Source organism: Vreelandella massiliensis, assembly GCF_900155385.1.
Classification (GTDB): domain Bacteria; phylum Pseudomonadota; class Gammaproteobacteria; order Pseudomonadales; family Halomonadaceae; genus Vreelandella; species Vreelandella massiliensis.
The window spans coordinates 315594-335855 of sequence record NZ_LT699744.1 but is presented as its reverse complement, the minus strand read 5'-3'; the positions used below and the strand labels follow the sequence as shown (position 1 = coordinate 335855).

Below are 20262 nucleotides of genomic sequence, written 5' to 3'. Positions count from 1 at the left end.
GGCATTCCCTTCAACGCAGACGCGTTAGCCGTTTGCTGATGCGGTCGCTACTAGCTAAGAGAACCCAACTAAAAAATAAGTTGCGTTGAATATGGCAACGCCCATTGAACGCAGGCCCGCCTCATCCAAGCGACGAAGCGGCAAACGACGTAAGATAGGAGAGTTCGCAAGGCGATAAAGAAAAGTAAAACTAGCCAAATAAGAGGCGACAGTATCAAGCGTTTAAGGTCGCGCGGATATCGCTAAGTAGCTGATCTAGCAAGGCGGTCGAGGTATTCCACGCGCACACAAAGCGGGCGCCGCCCGCGCCGATAAAGGTGTAGAAGGTCCAACCCTTGGCTTTCAACGCTTCAATAGCGCTTGGCGGCAGCTCAACGAAAACGCTATTGGCTTCAACGGGAAACATCAGCGAGGCACCGGGCAAATCGGCCAGCCCATCGGCGAGATAACGCGCCATGGCATTGGCGTGTGCCGCGTTATGCCACCACACGTCATTTTCCAAAAGCCCCAGCCATGGCGCGGCGATAAAGCGCATTTTGGATGCCAGCTGCCCGGCCTGTTTGCAGCGGTAAGCGAAATCCTCGGCCAGGTCACGGTTGAAAAACAGAATGGCTTCGCCAAACGCCAGCCCGTTTTTAGTGCCGGAAAAACAGAGCGCGTCGATCCCCACTTGCCAGGTCAACTCGGCGGGAGAGGCGTTTAACCCGACGCAGGCATTGGCAAAGCGGGCACCGTCCATATGCAAGCGCAAATCGTATTTATCCGCCATCGCGCGGATCGCAAGAAGCTCCTCGCGCGTATACAGCGTGCCGACCTCAGTCGCCTGCGTGAGCGAGATAACCTTGGGCTTGGGATAGTGAATATCGCTGCGCTTGGTCACCAGCGCCTCGATGCCCTCCGGCGTGAGCTTGCCGTCGGCCCCGGCGGAGGTCAGCAGTTTTGCCCCGTTGGAGAAAAATTCCGGCCCGCCGCACTCATCGGTTTCGATATGCGCGAGCTCATGGCAGATCACGCTGTGGTAGCTGCGCCCCATCGCCGAAAGCGCCAGCGAATTGGCCGCCGTACCGTTGAAGACGAAGAACACCTCGCAGTCGTAGTCGAACATTTCACGAAAGCGATCCGCCGCTCGGGCCGTCCAGCGATCGTTGCCGTACGCCAAGTCGTCCGCGTCGTTGGCCTGCTGCAGCATCTCCATCGCCTCCGGGCACATGCCGGAGGTATTATCACTGGCTAAAAATCGCGGGGTACACGCCGAGGTCATGACGATTGTCCTTTTATCTGGCAATAAACCGACGCGGGCCGGGTGCCACTCGCGCCGTCGTCACGCGTTAGGGTTGGCTAACGCATGGGCGAATCAGTCTAGCGCCATTTGAACGTTATAAGGAAGCCGCCAGACGCATGCCCTGATCGATCGCGCGCTTGGCATCCAGCTCCGCCGCCTCAAAAGCCCCGCCGATCACATGAGCTCGCACGCCACGCCGCTCAAGTGGCCCTAATAGTTCGCGCACCGACTCCTGCCCCGCGCACACCACCACCGTATCGACCGACAGTGTCTGTGGCACGTCTTGATGGAGGATATGCAGCCCCTCATCGTCGATCTTGACGTACTCGCACCCGGCAAGCATCGCCACGCCGTGCTGCTTGAGCGAGGCGCGATGCACCCAACCGGTGGTTTTGCCCAGGTGCTTACCTGGCTTGGAGGTTTTACGCTGCAGCAACGTGACCTCGCGGGGCACCTTGGGCGGCGTGGGTGTTTTCAGCCCACCACGCTGGCTGACGCTTAAATCCACGCCCCACTCATCGCACCAGGCGGCGAGATCCAGCGCCGTTGCCTCTTGGGTCACGAGCCGTTCGGCCACGTCGAAACCAATACCCCCCGCGCCGATAATCGCGACCTTATGGCCCACGCGTTCGGGCTGGATAATCGCTTCCGCGTAGGAGAGCACCTTCGGGTGGTCCGCGCCGGGCAGCGAAAGCTCGCGCGGGCGAACGCCGGTGGCGAGCACGACCTCGTCAAAATCGGCCAGTTGCTCGGCGCTTGCCGATGTATTGAGGCGCACCTCCACCGCGTGCTTTTCGAGCATCACACGAAAGTAGCGCAGCGTCTCGTTGAACTCCTCTTTGCCGGGAATGTTACGCGCGAAGTTAAACTGCCCGCCAAGTTCGGCATTACGCTCAAACAGGGTCACTCGGTGGCCGCATTGGGCCGCGCTCACCGCCGTGGCAAGACCCGCCGGTCCGCCGCCAACCACCGCGATACGCTTGGGCGTTGCGGCGGCTTCAAGGGCAAATTCGGTTTCGTGGCACGCGCGCGGATTAACCAAACAGGAGGTGAGCTTGCCAGCGAAGGTGTGATCCAAGCACGCCTGATTGCAGGCGATGCAGGTGTTGATCTCGTCTGCCTTACCGCCGCGGGCCTTGGCCACCCACTCGGGGTCGGCCAGAAACGGCCGCGCCATCGAGACCATGTCGGCGTGGCCCTCGGCCAGCACGCGCTCCGCCACCTCGGGCATGTTGATACGGTTGGTGGTGATCAGCGGGATCTTCACCTCGGCGCGCAGCTTTTGCGTCACCTGGGTGAACGCCGCCCGGGGCACGCTCGTCACGATGGTGGGCACGCGCGCCTCGTGCCAGCCGATGCCGGTATTGAGCGCATCCGCACCGGCGGCTTCGATGGCTTTCGCCAGCGTGACCACCTCCTCCCAACTGCTGCCCTCATCGACCAGATCGATCATCGAGAGGCGAAAAATCAGCGCGAAATTAGGCCCTACCGCATCGCGTACCTGGCGCACGATTTCAAGGGCAAAGCGGCAGCGGTTGTCGAAGCTGCCCCCCCATTGGTCGTCGCGATGGTTGGTGCGCCGGCAAATAAACTGGTTGATCAGATACCCCTCCGAGCCCATGATCTCAACGCCGTCGTACCCCGCCGCCTGGGCCAGCCGCGCGCAGCGCACGTAGTCGTTAATTTGCTGTTCGACCTCCTCAGTGCTGAGCGCACGCGGGGTAAAGGGGTTAATCGGCGCCTGAATCGCCGAGGGGGCGACCAGCTCCGGCGAGTACGCATAGCGCCCGGCGTGCAAAATCTGCATGCACAGATATCCGCCTTCGCGGTGAACGGCATCCACCACCTGACGGTGCTCCGCTAGCTGCGCCTCATCGGTGAGGGCATTCGCTCCCTGAAACACCGCGCCTTCGGCATTGGGCGCGATGCCGCCGGTCACGATCATCCCCACACCCGCCCGCACCCGCTCGGCATAAAACGCCGCCAGGCGCGCAAACCCGTCCGGCGCCTCTTCGAGGTTGGTGTGCATCGAGCCCATCAGCACACGGTTGGAAAGCCTAAGCGGGCCAAGCGTAAGCGGTTGGAACAGGTGCGGGTAAGCGGTCATTACGGTCTCCTGACAGGAAGTGGTTATTATTCGAACCCAATTTCAAACAAGCGTATGACATCCAGCGCGCGGCGTACACCCCTTGCTGTTGGAAGCAAGACAGGTCACATTAACCGGCTAACGAAATAGGTGACACCCTCATAAGGAACACCATGCCGCTGATCTATTTTTTACCCCCGCTGGCCACGGTGCTGATCTGGTCGGGCAACATGACCATCAACCAGCTCACCGTGGGGGCGATCGCCCCCAGCAGTATCGCGTTTTTGCGCTGGCTGCTCGCGCTTTTGGTGTTAACGCCCTTTGTGCTGCCCGCCGCGTGGCGCCATCGCGCTGAGATTCGCCGCGAATGGCCCAAGCTTGCGCTGCTCGGCTTGCTAGGCATGGGGCTTTGGCAAGGGCTTGCCTATGTCGCCGCGCAAACCACCTCGGCGACCAACATGGGCATTCTCGCCGCCATGGTGCCGCTGTTAACCGTGCTGCTCAGCGCACTGATCCTGCGTGAAGCACCCACGATAGGCGGTGTCATGGGCGGGGTGCTGGCGTTTTTCGGCGTCACCGTGCTTCTTGGGCAGGGCAACCCGCTTTCGCTGCTGCGCCTTGAGGTCTCCCCCGGGGATGCGCTGATGGTCGTCGCGGCGACCTGCTACGCGCTTTATGGCGTGATGCTCAAACGCTGGCAGATGGGACTGCCGCCGTGGGTGATGCTTTACGCCCAGGTCTGTTTTGCCGTGCTGTTTCTGCTACCGCCCTATCTCATCGGGCCGATGACGCCGGTAGATAGCCACAATATCGGGCTGATTGTGTATGCCGGCATTCCCGCCTCCATCATTACCACGTTCTTATGGATGCGCGCGGTGCGCCAGATCGGAGCGAGCCAAGCGAGCATTTTCATTAACCTGATGCCGCTTTTCAGCGCGGTGATCGCGATGGTGTTTCTGGCCGAGCGGTTAGCGGCTTTCCACCTCATCGGCGGCTTTTTGATTTTGGCCGGCGTCATCATGGCGCAACGGCTCACCCAGCCGTTCAAGCAGACGCTCGCGGCGCGCGGTGTCAAGCGCGCTCAGCAGTGAACGCTCACCGGTGTTACGATGGTGGCAATGTTATTGAGCAACGGGACCCGCTGATATGTCTTTAGAAGACCTGCATTTAAACCTGCGCAACTTAAACACTGAGGACTACCCTCAGCTTAAAATGCTGATGGATGCCGTCTACCACGACATTGGCGGTGCCTGGCCGAAGCACACCATCGACAAACTGATCCAGGAGTTTCCCGATGGGCAGATCGCCATCGAGGACGACGGTATCATTGTGGGCGTCGCGCTCACCGTGCGGGTGGATTACGACGAGTTCTCCAACCCGCACAAGTACGACGACTTGATCGGCCATCGCGAGATCATTCGCAACGATGCCGATGGCGATGCCATGTACGGGCTCGACGTACTGATACACCCGGACTACCGTGGCTACCGCCTCGGCCGGCGACTTTACGAGGCGCGCAAGGAGCTGTGCCGCTCGCTTAATATGCGCGCCATCCTGGCCGGTGGCCGTATTCCCGAGTATTACCAGCACGCCAACGAGCTAAGCCCCACCGAGTACATCGAGAAAGTCGCGCGCAAGGAGATTCACGACCCGATCCTCTCCTTCCAGCTCGCCAATGACTTTCAGGTCAAGCGCCTGCTGCGCAAATACCTGCCCGAAGACGAGCAGTCCAAGGGTTACGCCACGCTGCTTGAGTGGAACAACATCCTCTTCGAGCCGGCGGAGAACGTGCTCGACACGCGCCCCACCCAGGTGCGCGTTGGCGCCGTGCAGTGGCAAATGCGCGAGTTTGATTCGGTGGAAGCCGCGCTTCAGCAGATTGAGTACTTCGTTGATGCGCTCTCCGATTACCAAAGCGACTTCGCGGTCTTCCCGGAGCTGTTCAACGCGCCGCTGATGGGCCTGCAGGACCGCGCCGCCCAGCAGGATCAAATGAGCGCGATTCGCTTTCTGGCCGGCTTTACCGATAAGTTCAAAACCGAGCTTTCGCGCATGGCGGTCTCCTACAACATCAACATCGTCGGCGGGTCGATGATTGAAGTGGGGGAAGATGACCGGCTCTACAATGTCGCGTATGTGTTTCACCGCGACGGCAGCGTCGAGCACCAGGCCAAACTGCACATTACCCCGCAGGAGCGCCGCGACTGGGTGATCGAGGGGGGCGATAATTTGCGTGTATTCGACACCGACGCCGGGCGCATCGGGGTGCTGATCTGTTATGACGTCGAGTTCCCCGAGCTTAGCCGCCTGCTGGCCGACCAGGACATGGACATGCTTTTCGTGCCGTTTTGGACCGACACCAAAAACGGCTACCTGCGCGTGCGCCACTGCGCCCAGGCCCGCGCCATCGAGAACGAGTGCTACGTGGTGCTGTGCGGCAGCGTAGGGAACCTGCCGTCGATCGAGAACCTGGATATCCAGTACGCTCAGTCAGCGGTGTTCTCGCCATCGGATTTTGCCTTCCCCCACGACGCGGTGCTGGCCGAAACCACGCCCAATACCGAGATGGTGCTGTTCTCTGACCTTGATCTGACGCGCTTGACCGGTACTGCACCGATATCGCTAAGATGGTTCAGGCGCCGATTTTCCACGTTAATGGCGACGACCCCGACGCGGTTCTGCATGCGACCCAAGTGGCCCTGGATTACCGCCAGCAGTTTAAGAAAGACGTGGTGATTGACCTGGTGTGCTACCGTCGTCGTGGCCATAACGAAGCGGATGAGCCCTCCGGCACCCAGCCGATGATGTACTCCAAAATCAAGCAGCACCCTTCATCGCGCACCCTCTTTGTTGAACGCCTGATAAAAGATGGTGTCGTCAGCGAGGACGATGCCAAAGCGATGGTGGAGAAGTACCGCGAAGACTTNAGACGATGCCCGGCGGGCAAGTGACGCATCGCGGCGCCCACCGAGCGCGGCGTGGCGCCCTCGGTCATCGCCGCGATGCGGCCATAAGTGGTAATGCGCCCCTCGGGTATTTGATCCACGATGGTGTAAATCTGCTCCAGTAACTCGGCCCGGGGCATAACGGCCTCCTACCTTTTCACGGCATTTGCATCGGTGTCGCCCTTACACAGCCACTGCCATAGCCACTGGGCTTCATCGCTTACCTGGCGTCGGCTCGGACGAACCAGCAAAAAGCCCTCTTCACTGGGCAGCGGTTGATCAAACGGCGCGACAAGATCCTTTCGTCCTTCCAGCAAGCGCTGATGAGACAGCGCGACACCGGCCCCTTGGGCGGCGAGAGCCAAGGTCATGACCTGATTATCACAGGTCAGCGCATAGCACTGCTGCTCCACCTCGGGCATTTCCACCAACGCAAACCACGCCGGCCAGCCGCTGCCAAAGCCCACGGCGTGCAGCAGCGTATGCCCGGCCAAGGCCGCAGGCGTATCGAACGCTTTTGCCAGCGCGGGGGAGCACACTGGCAAAAGCGCCTCATCTCCTAGCGAGCAAACCTCAACACCCGGCCAGTCGCCGTGACCATAGCGAATTTCGATGTCGGCGCCTTCGGGGCCAAAATCGTCCGGCCAGATCGCGCTTACCGTGCGCACCGCGATATGCGGCGCCCAGCGATGGAACGCCACCAAGCGCGGTGCCAACCACGCCTGCTGAATCACCGGTGTGGCCCGCAACGTGACCGGCTGGCCGCCGGTATGCCCAAACACTTCCGAGGTGCCCTCCTGAAGCCGGGCAAAGGCATCATGAATACTCGGCAGCCACGCCTGCCCGGCCGGGGTGAGCGACAGACTGCGGGGATGGCGTACAAACAGCTTCTGCCCCAACCGATCCTCCAAGAGCCGAATACGCTGACTGATCGCCGCCTGGGTAACCCCCAGCTCGTGCCCCGCCGCGGTAAAACTGAGCGTGCGCGCGGCGGCCTCAAACGCCTGCAGCCATATCAAGGGCGGAAGTGTGCTCATGAAAAACCTACCTATTAGCTGAGCTTGGCCTTAGACGCCAGATTAATCGTTTGTCACTGCCCTGGCCAGCCCCCATCCTGGACGCACTTCACGGCGCCCACAACAGCGATAACGGAGAGAATACGATGAACAGCGTGGCGACCCCCACCGCCCCCGATATGCAGGAGCTTTACCCCTATGCCGACGGCCCTCTGCTCGCCGAGGCCGACGCCGATACTGCTAGCCTTAAGCTCACTTGGCAAAACGGCGATACCACGGCGCTTCCCTGGGTATGGCTTCGCGATCACTGCGCCTGCGCCGAGTGCCGCCACCCACAAACTCGCGAACGGCTCTATACGCCGCTGCACGAGGTGAAAGCGCCCGATAGCGTTAACGTGATTGACGGGCATCTGTGGCTAACCTGGGCCGACGGCCACCGCAGCGCTTTTCATAGCGGCTGGCTACACCAGCGCCGCCCGGAAACCCCGCTGCCCAACGTGCTGCCTAACGCCACCCCGTGGCGCGACCACTTTACTCCCGAGCGCATCGCCCACGCCGACTTTCTGACCCCGCAGGGCGAGCAAGCCTGGCTGAGCGCGATGCTGCGCGACGGGCTGGCGCTGATTACCGATGGGCCGCTGGTAGAGGAAGAAGTCAGCCGCCTGGCCGAGAAGATCGGCCCCCAGCGCGCGACCAACTTCGGCGCCCGCTTTGATGTGAAGTCCAAACCCAACCCCAACAACGCCGCCTATACGCCGGTCGAGCTGGCGCTGCACATCGACCTGCCCAACTGGCGCCATCCGCCGGACATTCAGCTCCTCTACTGCCTACAAAACGGCGCCACGGGCGGCGAGTCCACCTTTGCCGATGGCGCTCGGGTGATAGAGGCGCTGCGCGCGCAGGACCCCAGCGCTTTGCGGATTCTCAGCGAAACGCCGATCGATTTCCGCTTTCAGGATGAGACCCACGATATCGCCGTGCGCGCCCCACTAATCGACCTGAATCCGGACGGCACCCTGCGCGAGCTGCGCTTCAACAACTGGATTCGCGATACCCTGCACTTGCCCGCTGAACAGATGGAGGGCTGGTACCGCGCTTATCGCACGCTATGGCAACTCTTCCATAGCAGCGCCCATGAGCTAGAGTTCACGCTCCAACCCGGCCAGATGGTGGCTTTCGACAACCGCCGCGTGCTGCATGGGCGGCGCTCCTTCGATCCCAATAGCGGCCCGCGCCACTTGCAGGGCACCTATCTCGACCGTGATATGCTCGAATCACGTTTGCGCGTCATTGCCCGCCAGCAGGGTTAACCTGATCGCAGCACTCATTTAATAAGGAGAACGATAGATATGCCGACTTCCTTGACCAAAACTACGCTTACCATCGCCCTGAGTGCAGTGAGCCTATATGGCCTTAGCGCCCACGCCGATGACGAGACCTTAGATTTCGGTGTTCCGGCGTGGCCGGGGATCACTGTCAAAACGGCCATCGCCGAGCAACTGCTCGCCCCACTAGGTTACGACACGCGCACCCACGACATTGGCCTGCAGGTGATTTACCAAGGCCTTGAGAGCGGAGATATCGACGCCTTTCTGGGCGCTTGGCTACCCGCGCAACGCGAGATGTATGCTCCGCGCGAAGCCTCGGGCGTGATTCGCGGCATCGGTAACAACGTCGACGGCGCACAAATGACGCTGGCCGTGCCGGCCTATACCTATGACGCCGGCGTGCAGAGCTTCGCCGACCTCGACGAGCATCGTGAGCAATTCGGCGGCGAGATTTACGGCTTTGGCGCAGGCTCCGCCGCCAGCGAAATTCTGCATAACGCGATCGATGACGATGTGTGGGGCCTGGGCGACTGGGAAGTGGTCGATACCAGCGAGGTCGGCATGCTCTCCGCCGCACGCGACGCCATCTCCCGCGAGGAGCCGATTGTCTGGGTCGGCTGGACGCCGCACTGGATGAACCTTGAGCTTCCCATGCGCTACCTCGACGACGCCAAGGACTTATTTGGTGAAAATAACGGCGAGAGCGACGTTCTTACGGTCATGCGTAGCGAGTATGCCGACAAGCACCCGAATGTGGCGGCCTTTTTTGAAGGCTTCACCTTTACCGCCGAAGAGCAGAGCTGGATGATTCAGCAATTCGGCCAAAAAGAGCGTGACCTAGACACCGTTGCCGCTACTTGGATCCGCGATAACCGGGATAAAGTCGAAACCATGCTCGACGGCGTGACCACTCGCGACGGCGAGCCGGCCTGGCCAGCGGTCAAGGCAGCGCTCAGCGAGTAAATCGCTACCCTACCTCCGATAAGGCGGCTGGCGACGTTAACCGTGGGCTAGCCGCCTAAGCATTGCAAATCAGCCTATCCGTTAGTATAAGTTGGTCAAGCCGTTCCCCTACCCACGGCCCGATTCACAGTCCTATTTCAAAGCACTATTTCAAAGCACTATTTCAAAGCACTATCCGCTCCACTAACAGGCTTACGCTCATGCTGTTTCGCTGGTTCAGCACGCGCTCTTCCTCACGCTCGTTTCCGGTTGCTGATTGGCAAGCCGCGTGCCAGCGCGTGGCGCTATTGCGCTCGCTGACAGAGGAGGAAGCCGAGCGCCTGGGCCAGCGCGCCTGGCACTTTCTTGAGCATAAGCGCATCACCTTGCACCCTACCCTCGAAACAACCCCTTTCGATCGCCCCGCACAGCTGGTGTTGGCCGGGCAGGCCTGTCTAATGACGCTCGGGTGGAGCGATTTCGAGCACGCGGATGCGTTTTCCAATGTGCATGAAATCGTGGTACTGCCCGATGGCTTTACCCGCGAGGTGGAGGAGATGGATGAATTTGGCGTGGTACACGCATTCACGGACACGCGTGCCGGCGAGACCTCCTACCAAGGCCCAGTGGTGGTGGCTTTCACCGACCTCATGCAAAGCGGCGATTTCACTGGTTTCAACGTCCTGATTCACGAGCTCGCGCACAAGCTGGATATGGGCAACTCCATCGATATCGATGGCTTCCCGCCCCTGCCGAGTAGCATCACGCCAGCGGAGTGGCACGGTATCTTTACCCAGGTGTGGAATGACCTGCAGCGCTGTATCCGCCAGGGCGAATCACCCCCCATTGACGATTACGCGGCGAGCCACCCCGGTGAGTGTTTCGCCGTTTGCTGCGAGACGTTTTTCTGCGACCCTGAGCGGTTCGCCGATGCGTATCCCGACCTGTATGGGTTACTCTGTCGCTACTTTAATCAGCAACCGCTCACCAGGATTCACCATGCTTAGACCACTTGGCGGCAGCCTCGCCGCGACGGCGCTACTGGCCGGCTGTACCGGTATGCCTTCCGGCACCGAGCCGGTCACGGATTTTGAGCTCGACCGCTACCTCGGCCAGTGGTATGAAATCGCCCGTTTGGATCACTCTTTCGAGCGCGGCCTCGACTGCGTGACCGCCCACTACCGCTTGCGCGATGACGACGGCGTCAAGGTCATCAACCGCGGTTACAACATTGAAGAGCAGAGGTGGGACGAGGCCGAAGGACGCGCCTATTTTATTGAGGATGAGACGGTCGGCCGGCTGAAAGTGAGCTTTTTCGGCCCCTTCTTTGGCGGCTATAACATTCTAGAGCTCGATGATGCGTATCAGTGGGCGCTGGTGGCCGGGCCCAACCGCGACTACCTGTGGATTCTCTCGCGCACCCCGCAGATGGATGCCGACACCGAAGCGCGCTTGCGTGCACGCGCCGCTGAACTCGACTTTCCCACCGACGAGCTTATCGACGTGAAACAAGGCGAGGCCTGCCCCTCCGACTGACACCCCTCTTTTTTATCTGACCTGTTCAGGAGAGCAACAACATGGCACAGCGTATTGCTGTCATTGCCGGCGACGGTATCGGCACCGAAGTCATGCCCGAAGGCGTGCGCGCCCTTGAAGCCGCCGCTAAGCGCTTCAACCTTGATCTCGACTTTCACACCTTTGAATTTGGTAGCTGCGATTACTATCTCGAACACGGCCAGATGCTGCCGGATGACTGGTTTGCGCAGCTGAAAGATGTCGATGCCATTTTTTACGGCGCGGTCGGCTGGCCGGAGACGGTACCCGACCACATCTCGCTATGGGGCTCGCTTCTGCAGTTCCGGCGCCAGTTTGACCAATACATTAACCTGCGCCCGTGTAAGTTGATGCCGGGGATCAAAAGCCCGCTGGCAGGCCGTGAGCCGGGCGATATCGACTTTTACGTCGTGCGCGAAAATACCGAGGGCGAGTACTCCAGCGTCGGCGGCAAGATGTTTGAAGGCACCGAGCGCGAAGTCGTGATTCAAGAGACGGTGATGAGCCGCACCGGGGTCGATCGCGTGCTGAAATACGCCTTCGATCTGGCGCAATCCCGCCCGCGTAAAAAGCTCACCTCGGCGACCAAATCCAATGGCATCTCGATCACCATGCCGTACTGGGATGAGCGCGTGGCGGAAATGGCCACGAACTACCCCGATGTCGCGGTGGATAAATTCCACATTGATATTTTGACCGCCAACTTCGTCCTCCACCCCGACTGGTTCGACGTGGTGGTGGGTAGCAACCTGTTCGGCGATATCCTCTCCGACCTGGGCCCGGCCTGTACCGGGACGATTGGCATTGCACCTTCGGCCAATATCAACCCGGAGGGCAAATTCCCCAGCCTATTCGAGCCGGTGCACGGCAGCGCGCCGGATATCGCGGGCAAAGGCATCGCCAACCCCATCGGGCAGATCTGGTCGGGAGCGATGATGCTAGAACATCTGGGTCATAACGACGCGGCCAAGGCGATGGTTGACGCCATCGAAGCGGTACTCGCGGAGGGCGACGCCAACGTGCTCACCGCCGATGTTGGCGGGCAGGGCACCACAAAAACGCTGGGCAGTGCGATTGCCCAGCGTATTCAAAGCGCCTAGTGCGAGGGAAGCGGTACTCTTAGCCGGCCAGCTTGACGGCGGTCTTCGCGACCAGCTCGCCTTGGAAGCGGGCGATTTTCAGCTCACGTTCATCGGGTTGGCGCGAGCCATCACCGCCGGCGATCGTTGCCGCGCCGTAAGGCGTGCCGCCGCTGACTTTGGAGATATCGAACTGCTCTTCCAAGCCGTAGCCGATCGGCACGATCACCATGCCGTGGTGGGCGAGCGTGGTCCAGGTGGAGGTAATGGTCTGCTCGTCGCCACCGCCGGTACCCGTGGAGGTAAACACGCTCGCCACCTTGCCTCGCAGCGCGCCTTTTGCCCACAGACCGCCGGTTTGGTCAAAAAAGGTGCGCATTTGACCGGCCATGTTGCCAAAGCGGGTTGGCGTGCCCACGATAATGGCATCGTAATCCGCTAGCTCATCCGGCGTTGCCTCCGGTGTGTCAAAATCCTGCTTGCCGCCGGCGTTTTTGTACGCGTCTTCGGGCATGGTTTCCGGGACGCGTTTTACGCTTACCTCGACGCCATCAACGCTTTTTGCGCCTTCCGCGACCGCGTGTGCCATGGTATCGATGTGGCCATACATGGAGTAGTAAAGCACCAGTACCTTTGTCATCTATCGCTCCTTTACCGTCGTTCTTGACTTGCGTTATTGCTGATTACCGTTATGGGTGATCACGGTGTGTGCGCTTTACAATAGCCGACCCACTATCAGATAAAAGCGAATGTTTTCGACACAGAGCATCGAATTACTTCACAGGAGCTCGCTATGCTAAGCGAATGGCTCGACTTAACCCTCGAAGGCGCCCCCTCGTCGCACCGCAGCGGCCCGCTTCCTTCCGGCCACTACACGCTGCTCGCCCCTGGCGTGCTGGAGCTCGTGCCGATGACGCCGGCCGAAGGCGCTCATGCCTGCGTTTTCTCCGCCGCCATTCACGGCAATGAAACCGCCCCGGTGGAGCTTCTTGGCGAGCTACTCGCCCGCATTGAGGCCGGCGTCTTGCCGTTGGGCGCGCCGGTGCTGGTAATTCTCGGCAACCTACCTGCACTGCGCGAAAGCCAGCGTTTTATCAGCACCAACCTTAACCGCTTATTTGAGCGCGGTTTATCCGCCACGGGGCATGAGCCGGCCCGCGCCCGCGAACTCATGGCGCAAGTGGATGCGTTTTACGCCCGCCACGCTAAGCTCTCCCCGCTGCACTACGATTTGCACACCGCCATTCGCGAGAGTCGCTACCCGCGATTTGTGGTCGAGCCGTACGCCGACACCGCCACCGAACCGCAACAGTGGCGCTGGCTGGCCGCCGCCGATATGCAGGCGGTGCTACAGCAGCGCACGCCGAGTTTTACCTTCTCTCACTACAGCAAGCACTACCACGGCGCCCAAGCGTTCACCTTTGAGCTCGGTCGCGTCGCGCCCTTTGGTCATAATGACCTTGCCTCTCTCGCGCCGATGCTTGAGCTGCTCAGCGCCTTAGCAAGCGGCCAGGCCCCGGCACAAGCCGCCCCCGAGCAGATGGCGTTCTTTCACGTGGCGCATGAAATTAGGCGCCAAGCCGAGGATTTTCAGCTCTGCTTTGCCGATGACACGCCGAATTTCACCGCCTTTCCCCCGGGCACGCTGCTCGCGCAAGACGGACAGCAGGGGGAAGTCTGCGTGGGTGAGACGCCCCTGCATGTGGTCTTTCCCAACGCCTGCGTGGAGATTGGCGCCCGCGCGTGCTTGTTAGTAAGATCGAGTGCGCCCCCACACGGCGCTAATCGGTGATAGAATCGCCCCCTTTTTCGCGCTGAGCGCCACGACAACCGAATCAACCGCGCAACCGGCGCCACGCCTTTTCGGCGCTTACGTTCTTGGAGCCCTGCTATGGCCGCAACGCCTACCCCTCTTGAAGTGCGCAATATCAAAAAGCGCTTCGGCGATACGGAAGTCCTTAAAGGGCTGTCACTCCAAGCCCACAAGGGCGATGTCATCACGCTGATTGGTGCCTCCGGCTCGGGCAAGAGCACCTTTTTGCGCTGCATGAACCTGTTAGAGCAGCCGGATGAGGGCGATTTGATCGTTCACGGCGAAGAGATACGCTTTAAATCTACCAAGCATGGGCGCGAGCCCGCCGACTGGAAACAGGTCGTGCGGATGCGCGCACGCCTGTCGATGGTGTTTCAAAGCTTCAACCTTTGGGCGCACATGACGCTTTTGGAAAACATCATCGAGGCCCCCATTCACGTGCTCGGCAAGCCTAAAAAAGAGGCCGTTGCGCACGCGCACGCCCTGCTTGAGCGCGTGGGGCTCTCCCACCGCAGTGAGGCCTACCCCGCGCAAATGTCCGGCGGGCAGCAGCAGCGCGGTGCCATCGCCCGGGCGCTGGCCATGGACCCGGAGGTGATGCTGTTTGATGAGCCTACCTCCGCGCTCGACCCCGAGTTGGTTGGCGACGTGCTCAAGGTAATGCGCGATCTGGCCGATGAGGGGCGCACGATGATCGTGGTCACCCATGAAATGGGCTTTGCCCGCGACGTCTCAAGCCAGGTGATCTACTTGCATCAAGGCTTGGTCGAAGAGGCCGGCGCACCGGCCGATGTGCTGGGTAACCCGCAATCGCCGCGCTTAAAGCAGTTTCTGGCGCCTAAATACTGACATGTCTTGCGAGGCTCACCATGCTTGACCTACACGGTTACGGCCCGCGCCTGCTGGAGGGGGCGGGGGTGACGATTATGCTTGCCCTCCTCGCGCTGGCCTTAGCCATTGTGCTGGGGCTTGTGACCGCCAGTGCCAAAATGTCGCGCAGTTGGCTCGCGCACCGTCTCGCCACGCTCTACACCACGGTGATCCGCGGCGTACCTGACCTTGTGCTGATGATGCTGCTGTTCTTTGGCGGCCAAATCGGGGTCAACATGATCAGCGATTGGCTCTACGAGCAGTGGGCCATTGATATCTTCATCAACATCAACGCCTTCGTGGCAGGCGTTGTCACCATTGGCCTAATTTTTGGCGCCTATATGGGCGAGACGTTTCGCGGCGCGTTCATGGCGGTCGATCAGGGCCAGATCGAAGCGGGCAAAGCCTACGGCATGAGCGATTCGCTGGTGTTCCGGCGCATTCGCTTTCCGCAGATGATGCGCCACGCCCTTCCCGGGCTCTCCAATAACTGGATGGTGCTGTTAAAAACCACGGCGCTTGTGTCCGTTATCGGTTTATCGGACATGGTGCGCGTGGCCGCGGAAGCGTCCAAAGCCACCCGCGAGCCGTTCGTGTTTATGATGATCGTAGCGGTGATTTATCTGTTGATCGCCAGCGTCTCCGAATGGCTGTTTGCCCGGCTGCAAAAGCGCTACAACATCGGCTACGGGGAGGCGGACTAATGGAAGCCCTGCTAAACCGCCTGGAAGCGCTGCTCGCCGAGAACAGCATTTTTACCCTGCAGACCCTCTCGTATTATGGCGAGGGGCTTGTCACCACCGTTCAACTCGTTTTTCTTTCGCTGCTGATCGGGCTGGTTGCCGCCGTGCCGCTGGCCATTGGCCGTGGCGCTAAACGGCGCTTGATCAAGTGGCCGATTTTTGCCTACACCTATGTGTTTCGCGGCACGCCGCTGCTGATCCAGCTCTATTTGATCTACTACGGCGTGGTGTTTGTCGATGGCATTCAAGACACGTGGCTGTGGGTGCTTTTGAAAGAGCCCTTTGTGCCGGCTTTGGTGGCATTCACCCTCAACACGGCGGCCTACACCACCGAAATCTTTCACGGCGCCATCAAGGCCACCCCCAAAGGGGAAATCGAAGCCGCGCGCGCCTACGGCATGTCACCGACGCTCACCCTGCGCCGCATCGTGATACCGAGCGCTTTTCGCCGCGCCCTGCCCGCCTACGGCAACGAGGTGATTTTCATGCTTCACGCCAGCGCCATCGCAAGCGTGGTCACCATCATGGATCTCACCGGCGCCGCGCGCTTTGTGTACGCGCGTTTTTACGCGCCGTTTGATGCGTTTCTGTTCGTAGCGGCGATTTATCTCTGCCTCACCTTTGCGATTCTCTACCTATTCCGCTATTTGGAAAAAAAGCTACTCGCGCATTTGCAGCCCATGGCATAACGCCCTTCGACGAGTTCAGGGTGAGCGGTTCGGGTAACCTGGCGCCGTTCGCGCTGAGCCTGTCGAAGCGCCTGCTAGCACGTTGGGCTTTGCCTCAACGCAAAGCTTAGGTAAGTTAAAGGGGATCACCCAAAAGGTGAACCCATCACGTTCGGAGAGCTTTTCTATGCAACGCAACACCATGAAAAAAGTGCTGTCACTGTCGCTTCTCGGCTTGGCCGTTGCCGCCACCAGCGCTCAAGCGCGCGATTACGAGGAGATCCGCATCGGCGTGGATGTGCCGTACGAGCCCATGGAGTACCGCACCCCCGACGGCGAGCTGACCGGCTTCGATATCGACTTAGGCAACGCCTTGTGCGCCGAGATCGGCATCGAGTGCGAATGGGTCGTGCAGGGTTGGGACGGCATCATCCCTGGCCTTATGGCGCGCAAGTACGACGCCATCATGTCGTCGATGACCATCAACGATGAGCGCCGCGAGCAAGTGCTCTTCTCTGACCCCTACTTTACGCCGCCTTCGGCCTGGTTTGCGCCGGCCACCAGCGACCTCGAGGAAACGACAGAGGCCTCGCTTGAGGATCTCACCATTGGCGTTCAGCGCGGCACGCTGCAGGACAACTACGTCACTGATATGTACGGCGATGCAGCTAACGTGAACCGCTACGCCACCGCCGACGACATGGTCCTCGACATGGAAGCCGAGCGCCTGGATATCCTCTTCCTCGACTACCCGGTGGGCAAGGCAACGCTTTTGGATAGCGATAACCGTGACTACAAAGTCGTGGGCGAAATGATCACCGAGCCGAAAGAGTACTTTGGCGACGGCTTTGGTATCGCGTTCCGCCAGCGCGACGAAGCGCTTGCCGAAAAGTTCAACGAGGCCCTGGACACGCTTCAAGAAGACGGCACTTACGACGAAATTTACCAGCGCTATTTCGGCGAAGAGTAACGTCTCAAAGCGGTACTTCAGCACGCAAAAGCCCGGCATCCGCCGGGCTTTTGCGTTAGTCATGTCAGCTTAGCGATGAGCTGCAGTGCTACGTTCGGCGATACGTTGAAAATCATCGCCCATCTCGGCCTGGTAGCGGCACATGCGATCACGCCCCGCTGTCTTTGCCCGATACATGGCAATGTCAGCTTGTTTGAGCGCCTCTTCGTGGTCGGATGCATCGCTATTGATACAGGTGTAACCAATACTTGGAGTCACATCGACCCAGCGGCTCTCTAACCGATACGGCGCCGAAAGCGCCTGCTTAACGCGCTCGGCATAGGCCGTGACGCGGACCTCTACGTCGCGACGCTTCGTACCCTCAAAGCACGCCAAGAGCACAAACTCGTCGCCGCTTAAGCGCGCGACGATATCCTCCTCGCCCAGGCAGCTCTCTAGCCGGCGGGCGACCTGCACCAGCAAATCATCCCCGGCCGCGTGCCCTAGGGTATCGTTGATTAGCTTAAAGCGGTCAAGGTCAAGAAACATCAGGATGCCCTGGCATGGCATAGGAGACCGCCAGAGGGTTTCGAGCCGCTCGATGAACAGCCGCCGGTTGGGTAAGTCGGTCAACGCATCGTAATAGGCCTGACGATAAATAATCGCCTCGTAGCGCTTGCGCTCGGTAAAGTCTTCGATGATCGCCACGCCACCGACTTTCTCGTTGCCGGCGCTGTGCACGGCGTTAAAAATCGCCCGCAATGGCGTGCCCTGCTCGGCTTTGGGTAACACATAGGTGCCTTCGTAGTAGCCGGTGCCGCGGGTTAGCGCATCGCGCACCCCTTGGGCCACCTCTTGATTGGCGGAGGGCGCTAGCATGGCGTAACCTATCATCTGCCCGCGCTCCACGCCCAAAATCGACAACACCTTATCGTTGCAGTCGGTAATTTGGCCCTCGCAGTCGAAGTGCAACACCCCAAGCGGCGAGTGGTTAAAGATCGAGCGGTAGCGGTTTTCGCTCTCCAGCAGCAGCGCCTCGCGCGCGGCCATGCTCACGCGCAGGGCGATGTTATCGTGGATAATGCGGCTGAAGCGGCGACTGGCCACAAAAATCAACCCCAAAAACAGCACCAGCACCGCCCCAATCAATAGCGCTAGCGGGGTACCAAGCAGCAGAAACTGGATCAGTAGCGGCAGCATGATCGGTAGCACAAACCCCAGCGCTACCCACCACACGGCGGAAAGCGTGGTCACCCCGCCAGCGGTAATGCCCGCCATCACAATCGAGAGCGCCGCGAGCTGACCGTGGTGCTCCGGGGTAAAAAGTAGCACGCTCCCCGCGCCCCACACGCAGCCCGCCGCAATGGCCCCCAGGCTAAAGCGCCGCAGCCACCGGTAGCGCTGCTGCTGCATACTCGGAAGGCGGTGATAACGGTACGCCAACCCCAAGCGCACGCTGGAGACCAGTACCACCGCCGCCAACCAACCCAGTAAGACAGCGGGGGAGATGACCGGCCACATGGCGGCCACCAACAAAAAAGCCGCCAGCACACTGGCCAGCACCGGCTGCCAAAGCTTGTCGTAGAGTAAACGCACTTTCTCACCGCGCAGCCGCTTCAGCGTGACATAGTGGTCACGGCGAAACCCGCTGCGCAGCCCCGAAGCCGTCGCGATGGATGCGGCGTTAGGCATATAAACTCCGTTTTTTTATGCGCTGACGATCGGCGTCATTGCTCGCCCGTGATACGAGCTTGTTGTTATGTACTCATCTAAACGTAGCAGACAGTCAGGCCGCCCTCAGGCGACCTGACTAGATGGTTAATTATCTTTACCGCAAAAGAGCGGTTAGCGCCAGGGGGATGCGCGTTAGGGCACAAAATGAAAGGTCGGGGGCGGCGCATCTGGCACCAGTGCCGCGCATGCCTGCACCTGTTTGAAAAGCGCCTCATGGGTGCTCGCCACCAGGTTGATATGCGCCAACTTACGCCCGGCGCGCTCGCTCTTGTCATAGCGGTGCAAGTGCGCGTTGGGCAGCTTCAACACATCGGCGCTTGCCGGCTCACGACCAATCACATTCACCATGCAGGTCGGCGCAATGGCGTGGGTATCGCCCAGCGGCAACCCTTGTACGGCGCGCAGGTGGTTTTCAAACTGGCTGGTCACCGCCCCATTCATGGTCCAGTGGCCGGAGTTGTGCACGCGCGGCGCCATTTCGTTGGCGAGCAACCCCCCATCGCGGGTTTGAAAAAGCTCCAGCGCCAGCACGCCGACGTAATCAAGCTCATCAAGCAGCGCGCGAATATAACTATCCGCCGTCTGCTGCACACTGTCGTCAAGATCCGGCAGCGGCGCGATCGAGTAGCGCAGAATGCCATCAACGTGCACGTTTTCCGCCATGGGGTAGAACTTGACCTCACCGTCGCGGCCGCGCACGGCGATCATCGAGACTTCGCGGACAAAATCCACAAACGCCTCCACGATCAGTTGCGTGTGACCGATGCTCTCCCACGCCCCGCCCGCTTGCCCGGGAGCCTTCAGCACCGCTTGGCCTTTGCCGTCGTAGCCTTCGGTGACCGATTTCGCCACAACGGGGCAGCCCAGCTCACGCGCCGCGGCCTCTAACTGCTCGGCGCTCTCGACCACCCGGTACGCCGGCGTGGGAATATTGAGCCGATCAAACAGCGCCTTCTCTTCCACGCGGTTTTGGCATACCTCGATGGCGCGACTGCCGGGGTAGACGGGTTTGTGCTGCTCGATTTCGCGCACAAGTTGAACCGGCAGGTGCTCGAACTCGTAGGTCACCACGTCGACCTTAGCCAGAAAGGCCGCCAGGTGCTGGTTGTCGGGGTCGACGATCACCTCGCCAATCCCGGCGCTCGGCTTACCGGTGGTATCCAAGAAGGTGAAGCGGTTGCCCAGCGGGTAGCCCGAAAGCGCCAGCATCCGCCCGAGCTGGCCTGCGCCCAATACGCCGATATGCATGTCTG

The 20262-nt window shown here is 60.4% G+C and carries 19 protein-coding genes and 1 pseudogene; 13 read left to right on the top strand and 7 right to left on the bottom strand.

Translation table 11 applies throughout. The annotated features are described in order from the left end of the window. Positions 1-214: 214 nt before the first annotated feature. Positions 215-1261 (bottom strand): threonine aldolase family protein, encoded by a 1047-nt coding sequence (locus tag BQ9846_RS01560; protein WP_075878862.1) that lies wholly within the window; start codon positions 1259-1261, stop codon positions 215-217. Positions 1262-1376: 115 nt separating this feature from the next. Beyond that, positions 1377-3389: an NADPH-dependent 2,4-dienoyl-CoA reductase gene (locus BQ9846_RS01555; RefSeq protein WP_075878861.1), complete on the bottom strand. Its 2013-nt coding sequence runs from the start codon at positions 3387-3389 to the stop codon at positions 1377-1379. A 152-nt stretch (positions 3390-3541) separates the two neighbouring features. Here BQ9846_RS01555 and BQ9846_RS01550 point away from each other — a divergent pair, with 152 nt between their 5' ends. From BQ9846_RS01550 to BQ9846_RS16440, 3 genes and pseudogenes are all read left to right on the top strand, one after another. Beyond that, entirely contained in the window at positions 3542-4459 is a 918-nt protein-coding gene (locus BQ9846_RS01550; RefSeq protein WP_075878860.1) for a DMT family transporter, read from the top strand. 55 nt (positions 4460-4514) lie between these two features. Then, entirely contained in the window at positions 4515-6104 is a 1590-nt protein-coding gene (locus BQ9846_RS01545) for a bifunctional GNAT family N-acetyltransferase/carbon-nitrogen hydrolase family protein (RefSeq protein WP_235818883.1), read from the top strand. Then, positions 5996-6229, top strand: a pseudogene (locus BQ9846_RS16440) (thiamine pyrophosphate-dependent enzyme); the annotation flags it as partial. The gene BQ9846_RS01545 and the pseudogene BQ9846_RS16440, both read left to right, overlap by 109 nt. Here the strand turns inward: BQ9846_RS16440 and BQ9846_RS17190 are convergent. Both BQ9846_RS17190 and BQ9846_RS01535 read right to left on the bottom strand, forming a co-directional pair. Then, positions 6118-6453 carry an MGMT family protein gene (locus tag BQ9846_RS17190; RefSeq protein WP_075878859.1) on the bottom strand — a complete coding sequence of 112 codons (336 nt, stop codon included), beginning with the start codon at positions 6451-6453 and terminating at the stop codon, positions 6118-6120. The pseudogene BQ9846_RS16440 and the gene BQ9846_RS17190 overlap by 112 nt on opposite strands. A gap of 9 nt (positions 6454-6462) precedes the next feature. Continuing rightward, positions 6463-7350 (bottom strand): LysR family transcriptional regulator, encoded by an 888-nt coding sequence (locus BQ9846_RS01535; RefSeq protein ID WP_075878858.1) that lies wholly within the window; start codon positions 7348-7350, stop codon positions 6463-6465. Between the two features lie 125 nt (positions 7351-7475). On the opposite strand from BQ9846_RS01535, the gene BQ9846_RS01530 reads away from it, so the two are divergent. The 5 genes from BQ9846_RS01530 to BQ9846_RS01510 all read left to right on the top strand — a co-directional run bounded on the left by BQ9846_RS01530 (position 7476) and on the right by BQ9846_RS01510 (position 12253). After that, on the top strand, positions 7476-8639 hold the full coding sequence (locus BQ9846_RS01530; RefSeq protein ID WP_075878857.1) for a TauD/TfdA family dioxygenase: 1164 nt from the start codon (positions 7476-7478) through the stop codon (positions 8637-8639). Between the two features lie 39 nt (positions 8640-8678). Then, positions 8679-9620, top strand: coding sequence for an ABC transporter substrate-binding protein (locus tag BQ9846_RS01525; protein ID WP_075878856.1), 942 nt, complete (start codon positions 8679-8681; stop codon positions 9618-9620). Between the two features lie 200 nt (positions 9621-9820). Further along, entirely contained in the window at positions 9821-10606 is a 786-nt protein-coding gene (locus tag BQ9846_RS01520; RefSeq protein ID WP_075878855.1) for a M90 family metallopeptidase, read from the top strand. Then, entirely contained in the window at positions 10599-11135 is a 537-nt protein-coding gene (locus tag BQ9846_RS01515; RefSeq protein WP_075878854.1) for a lipocalin family protein, read from the top strand. Before BQ9846_RS01520 ends, BQ9846_RS01515 begins: the two co-directional genes overlap by 8 nt. A gap of 41 nt (positions 11136-11176) precedes the next feature. Further along, positions 11177-12253 (top strand): tartrate dehydrogenase, encoded by a 1077-nt coding sequence (locus tag BQ9846_RS01510; protein ID WP_075878853.1) that lies wholly within the window; start codon positions 11177-11179, stop codon positions 12251-12253. Between the two features lie 19 nt (positions 12254-12272). Here the strand turns inward: BQ9846_RS01510 and wrbA are convergent, their stop codons facing one another. Beyond that, on the bottom strand, positions 12273-12872 hold the full coding sequence (gene wrbA, locus BQ9846_RS01505) for an NAD(P)H:quinone oxidoreductase (RefSeq protein ID WP_075878852.1): 600 nt from the start codon (positions 12870-12872) through the stop codon (positions 12273-12275). Between the two features lie 153 nt (positions 12873-13025). On the opposite strand from wrbA, the gene BQ9846_RS01500 reads away from it, so the two are divergent. The 5 genes from BQ9846_RS01500 (at position 13026) to BQ9846_RS01480 (ending at position 17296) form a co-directional block, all read left to right on the top strand. After that, positions 13026-14024 (top strand): succinylglutamate desuccinylase, encoded by a 999-nt coding sequence (locus BQ9846_RS01500; protein ID WP_075878851.1) that lies wholly within the window; start codon positions 13026-13028, stop codon positions 14022-14024. 99 nt (positions 14025-14123) lie between these two features. Then, positions 14124-14894: an ABC transporter ATP-binding protein gene (locus BQ9846_RS01495; RefSeq protein ID WP_075878850.1), complete on the top strand. Its 771-nt coding sequence runs from the start codon at positions 14124-14126 to the stop codon at positions 14892-14894. A 20-nt stretch (positions 14895-14914) separates the two neighbouring features. Further along, a complete protein-coding gene (locus BQ9846_RS01490) occupies positions 14915-15619 on the top strand; it encodes an ABC transporter permease (RefSeq protein WP_075878849.1) in 705 nt (234 codons plus the stop codon). Next, positions 15619-16347 carry an ABC transporter permease gene (locus tag BQ9846_RS01485; protein WP_075878848.1) on the top strand — a complete coding sequence of 243 codons (729 nt, stop codon included), beginning with the start codon at positions 15619-15621 and terminating at the stop codon, positions 16345-16347. Before BQ9846_RS01490 ends, BQ9846_RS01485 begins: the two co-directional genes overlap by 1 nt. Before the next feature lie 181 nt (positions 16348-16528). Beyond that, positions 16529-17296 carry a transporter substrate-binding domain-containing protein gene (locus tag BQ9846_RS01480; RefSeq protein WP_075879450.1) on the top strand — a complete coding sequence of 256 codons (768 nt, stop codon included), beginning with the start codon at positions 16529-16531 and terminating at the stop codon, positions 17294-17296. Between the two features lie 69 nt (positions 17297-17365). On the opposite strand, the gene BQ9846_RS01475 is transcribed toward BQ9846_RS01480, so the two are convergent. Further along, positions 17366-18967 (bottom strand): diguanylate cyclase domain-containing protein, encoded by a 1602-nt coding sequence (locus tag BQ9846_RS01475; protein ID WP_075878847.1) that lies wholly within the window; start codon positions 18965-18967, stop codon positions 17366-17368. A gap of 174 nt (positions 18968-19141) precedes the next feature. Further along, complete coding sequence (locus tag BQ9846_RS01470) at positions 19142-20257, bottom strand: 5-(carboxyamino)imidazole ribonucleotide synthase (RefSeq protein ID WP_075878846.1); 1116 nt, start codon at positions 20255-20257, stop codon at positions 19142-19144. Positions 20258-20262: the final 5 nt, after the last annotated feature.

Excerpts from the sequence above, each read along its gene's own strand:
- BQ9846_RS01555 (WP_075878861.1), bottom strand. The coding sequence starts at position 3,389 with ATGACCGCTTACCCGCACCTGTTCCAACCGCTTACGCTTGGCCCGCTT.
- BQ9846_RS01545 (WP_235818883.1), top strand. The coding sequence starts at position 4,515 with ATGTCTTTAGAAGACCTGCATTTAAACCTGCGCAACTTAAACACTGAG.
- BQ9846_RS01535 (WP_075878858.1), bottom strand. The coding sequence starts at position 7,350 with ATGAGCACACTTCCGCCCTTGATATGGCTGCAGGCGTTTGAGGCCGCC.
- BQ9846_RS01550 (WP_075878860.1), top strand. The coding sequence starts at position 3,542 with ATGCCGCTGATCTATTTTTTACCCCCGCTGGCCACGGTGCTGATCTGG.
- BQ9846_RS01485 (WP_075878848.1), top strand. The coding sequence starts at position 15,619 with ATGGAAGCCCTGCTAAACCGCCTGGAAGCGCTGCTCGCCGAGAACAGC.
- BQ9846_RS01525 (WP_075878856.1), top strand. The coding sequence starts at position 8,679 with ATGCCGACTTCCTTGACCAAAACTACGCTTACCATCGCCCTGAGTGCA.
- BQ9846_RS01510 (WP_075878853.1), top strand. The coding sequence starts at position 11,177 with ATGGCACAGCGTATTGCTGTCATTGCCGGCGACGGTATCGGCACCGAA.
- wrbA (WP_075878852.1), bottom strand. The coding sequence starts at position 12,872 with ATGACAAAGGTACTGGTGCTTTACTACTCCATGTATGGCCACATCGAT.
- BQ9846_RS01470 (WP_075878846.1), bottom strand. The coding sequence starts at position 20,257 with ATGCATATCGGCGTATTGGGCGCAGGCCAGCTCGGGCGGATGCTGGCG.
- BQ9846_RS01515 (WP_075878854.1), top strand. The coding sequence starts at position 10,599 with ATGCTTAGACCACTTGGCGGCAGCCTCGCCGCGACGGCGCTACTGGCC.
- BQ9846_RS01530 (WP_075878857.1), top strand. The coding sequence starts at position 7,476 with ATGAACAGCGTGGCGACCCCCACCGCCCCCGATATGCAGGAGCTTTAC.
- BQ9846_RS01560 (WP_075878862.1), bottom strand. The coding sequence starts at position 1,261 with ATGACCTCGGCGTGTACCCCGCGATTTTTAGCCAGTGATAATACCTCC.
- BQ9846_RS01475 (WP_075878847.1), bottom strand. The coding sequence starts at position 18,967 with ATGCCTAACGCCGCATCCATCGCGACGGCTTCGGGGCTGCGCAGCGGG.
- BQ9846_RS01490 (WP_075878849.1), top strand. The coding sequence starts at position 14,915 with ATGCTTGACCTACACGGTTACGGCCCGCGCCTGCTGGAGGGGGCGGGG.
- BQ9846_RS01520 (WP_075878855.1), top strand. The coding sequence starts at position 9,821 with ATGCTGTTTCGCTGGTTCAGCACGCGCTCTTCCTCACGCTCGTTTCCG.
- BQ9846_RS01500 (WP_075878851.1), top strand. The coding sequence starts at position 13,026 with ATGCTAAGCGAATGGCTCGACTTAACCCTCGAAGGCGCCCCCTCGTCG.
- BQ9846_RS01495 (WP_075878850.1), top strand. The coding sequence starts at position 14,124 with ATGGCCGCAACGCCTACCCCTCTTGAAGTGCGCAATATCAAAAAGCGC.
- BQ9846_RS01480 (WP_075879450.1), top strand. The coding sequence starts at position 16,529 with ATGAAAAAAGTGCTGTCACTGTCGCTTCTCGGCTTGGCCGTTGCCGCC.